This window comes from Sporosarcina ureae (genome assembly GCF_029267015.1).
GTDB lineage: Bacteria > Bacillota > Bacilli > Bacillales_A > Planococcaceae > Sporosarcina > Sporosarcina ureae_D.
This window is the reverse complement of record NZ_JARIEA010000022.1, coordinates 1-2,860: the sequence shown is the minus strand read 5'-3', so window position 1 is coordinate 2,860 and position 2,860 is coordinate 1. Positions and strand designations below refer to the sequence as shown.

Here is a 2,860-nt window from a genome sequence, read left to right as displayed (position 1 = left end):
CTATGTTTCTGAAGAACACCAAACGGGTATGTTATGTATAGCAACTATGAAGAAGGAGGCTATACAATGGATGAACTAATTAGCAAAACATTTATTGGTGTATATTATAACGATGCTGACCTTCTAGACAAGATCAAGGAACTAAAGGAAATCGGTTATCTAGATGATAACATTTATGTAATCGCTAAAAATGAAAATGACGTATCCATGCTGCGCAGTAGAACAGGCGCGGATGTATACTCAGCATACGACACATGGACTGACCGCTTTATGGACTTCCTAACCGGTGAAAATCATATAAAACAAATGATGTACGGTATAGGTATGGATACGATTCAAGTAGACCGCTACTACGAAGAAGTTCAACATGGCGGCATGATGCTGTATGTGGATGAAGGCTTGGCATTCAGCGTGTATTCAAAAGATGAGCTTTTCAATACAGACGGAATACCTCCAAGTGTTGCTAAACCTGTTAACCATCACAATAAAACAGCAGATCCATTAATTGAAAACATTGATTCTGAACCTTCTTACGGAGGGTATGAACCTTTGCAAAATGCCGCTCATCCGGAAGTGCGGTCTGCAACCAATCAAGACCCTCTTATTCAGACGAATGATCTTACTTCAGAAGTGGACGATGCAGTACGTTACGAACAAATTACAGAAAAAGATTCTCCTGAATTTCCTAGAGACTAATTGTATTCAAGACAAGCCTCCTTTAATTTACAAGGAGGCTATTCGCTATGTTACAAACCCTTTACAAAACTTCATTCCTGTAATGTCTTCTTAATATGAACGTAATGTTTAACTCTTCAACTGTCGTGTAAGATGTTACTTGCAGCTAGAAAGCGACAAACATTATTCTGGAGGAGAGTCATTCATGAAAAAGCTTTTGTGTTCAATTTTGATGGCGTCAGTCATGATTATGGGGTTTACAGGCGGAACAGCCGATGCAGCTAGTAAAGCAACAGCAAAGAGTGGTACATACATAACGCTACATAATTCAAACGTCCGTGCAGATGCAGGAACAAAACATAGAAAAGTATTCACTTTAAGAAAAGGTACTCGAGTTCAACTTACACATCAAAAATATGTCGGTAAGCAATTATGGTACAAGGTGAAAATTAACGGTAAAAAAGGATATGTGTCAAGTGCACTGTTGAAAAGATCTACAGGTAAAGCAGTAGCAGCAGCTGCCCCTACTAAGGGCGGAGGTTCTGGTGTGGTAAAAACTGCAATGAACTTACGTGGAATTCCATACCGTTTCGGTGGCACTTCAACTAGAGGATTCGACTGCAGTGGATTCATTCAGTATTCATTTAAGAAAAATGGTAAGTCTATTTCTAGAACAACAACTGGGCAATTCAAACAATCATCAAAAATTAAATCACCAAGACCCGGAGATCTAGTATTCTTCCATAACACATACCGCAAAGGCATTTCGCATGTAGGAATCTATGTTGGTAACAATAAATTTGTTCATGCAGGCGGTAAGAAATCCGAAGTTGTCAACTTGAACAATCCATACTGGAAATCTAAATTCAATAGTTTCAGAAGAATATAATAAGCAAAACGACCCGATGAGAATTCATCAGGTCGTTTTTTTATTCGATGGAATGAATTTTACCACGCTCATCTTTATAAATCACATGATGACGTTCAAACTTAGTAGGTGAATCTAGACCAGCAGCCGCGGCTACACGGAATAGTCCTTCTCTCATCGTTAAAATGTAGTTCGTTACACGGAACTTCTTCTCTTCGACAACGAGCGCGCGCTGTAAACTCTTATCTGTCGTCGCGACACCAGCTGGGCATGTATTCGTATGACAGCGTTCCGCCATGATACACCCTACTGAAATCATGAAACCACGTGCTACTTGTATTAAATCTGCTCCTAAAGCCAAAGCAATGGCCGCTTTATCAGGTGTGATGATTTTACCTGAAGCAATAATTTTTACTTGATCACGCACTTCAAACTTACGCAATGCATCATCTAGTAGAATGAGAGACGAACGAAGGGGTAAGCCTACACTGTCTGCTAAATCTTGATAAGTAGCTCCTGATCCACCTTCTGCTCCATCAAGTGAGATAAAGTCTGGACCCATACCAGTTTCAGCCATATAAGATGCTAATTCTTCCGCGTCCTGCTTTCCACCAATGACGACTTTAATACCAACAGGCTTACCACCCGCATGACGGATATCCTCAATGAAAGAAAATAACGTCGGATAGTCGTGAAACTGTTTAAAGCGGTTTGGACTATTAATAGATGTATAAGGTTTTACACCTCGTATAGACGCAATTTCTTCCGTAACCTTCTCCCCTTCAACATGTCCCCCGCGCATTTTTGCTCCTTGCGCCAACTTGATTTCGAATGCTTTAATTTGTGGTATTCTTGCTTTTTCTTTCACCTTTTCAATATCGAACTGGCCATCTTCTGTTCGGAATCCAAATAAACCTGAACCAATTTGTGCAACGATATCCGCTCCACCAACTAAGTGATGATCGGATACGCCCCCTTCCCCTGTATTCATCCAAGCACCTTTAGCCATCCCGATCCCTTTTGAAAGTGCAGTAATAGCATGATCGCCAAGTGCCCCATAACTCATGGCAGACTGCCCAAGCAAGCTACGCACAACAAATGGATGCTCACAATTCGGTCCCAGCACAATCGCGTCTTCTTCGGGTAGTAGCCAAGGCAATGTTGTCACTTCTTCGCGATGTTCTTTACGCGAGAATAAATTATCCGTGTCGACTTCATAACGCATCGTGCTCAACAGCTCATCATTATCCACACGCATCTCTTCATTTTGTTTCGTAAACATCGCATTGCGAATATAATGACCCGGTTCCTGAAAAT

The 2,860-nt window shown here is 40.9% G+C and carries 3 protein-coding genes; 2 read left to right on the top strand and 1 reads right to left on the bottom strand.

All coding sequences use genetic code 11. The features are described from left to right. Positions 1–66 precede the first annotated feature (66 nt). Both Q7P97_RS03445 and Q7P97_RS03440 read left to right on the top strand, forming a co-directional pair. Entirely contained in the window at positions 67–696 is a 630-nt protein-coding gene (locus Q7P97_RS03445; protein ID WP_303966616.1) for a YflT domain-containing protein, read from the top strand. A gap of 184 nt (positions 697–880) precedes the next feature. Further along, on the top strand, positions 881–1,564 hold the full coding sequence (locus Q7P97_RS03440) for a C40 family peptidase (protein ID WP_303966613.1): 684 nt from the start codon (positions 881–883) through the stop codon (positions 1,562–1,564). A gap of 40 nt (positions 1,565–1,604) precedes the next feature. Here the strand turns inward: Q7P97_RS03440 and Q7P97_RS03435 are convergent. Beyond that, positions 1,605–2,860, bottom strand: a 1,256-nt coding sequence (locus Q7P97_RS03435; protein WP_303966611.1) for an FMN-binding glutamate synthase family protein, incomplete at its 5' end; no start/stop codon positions are given.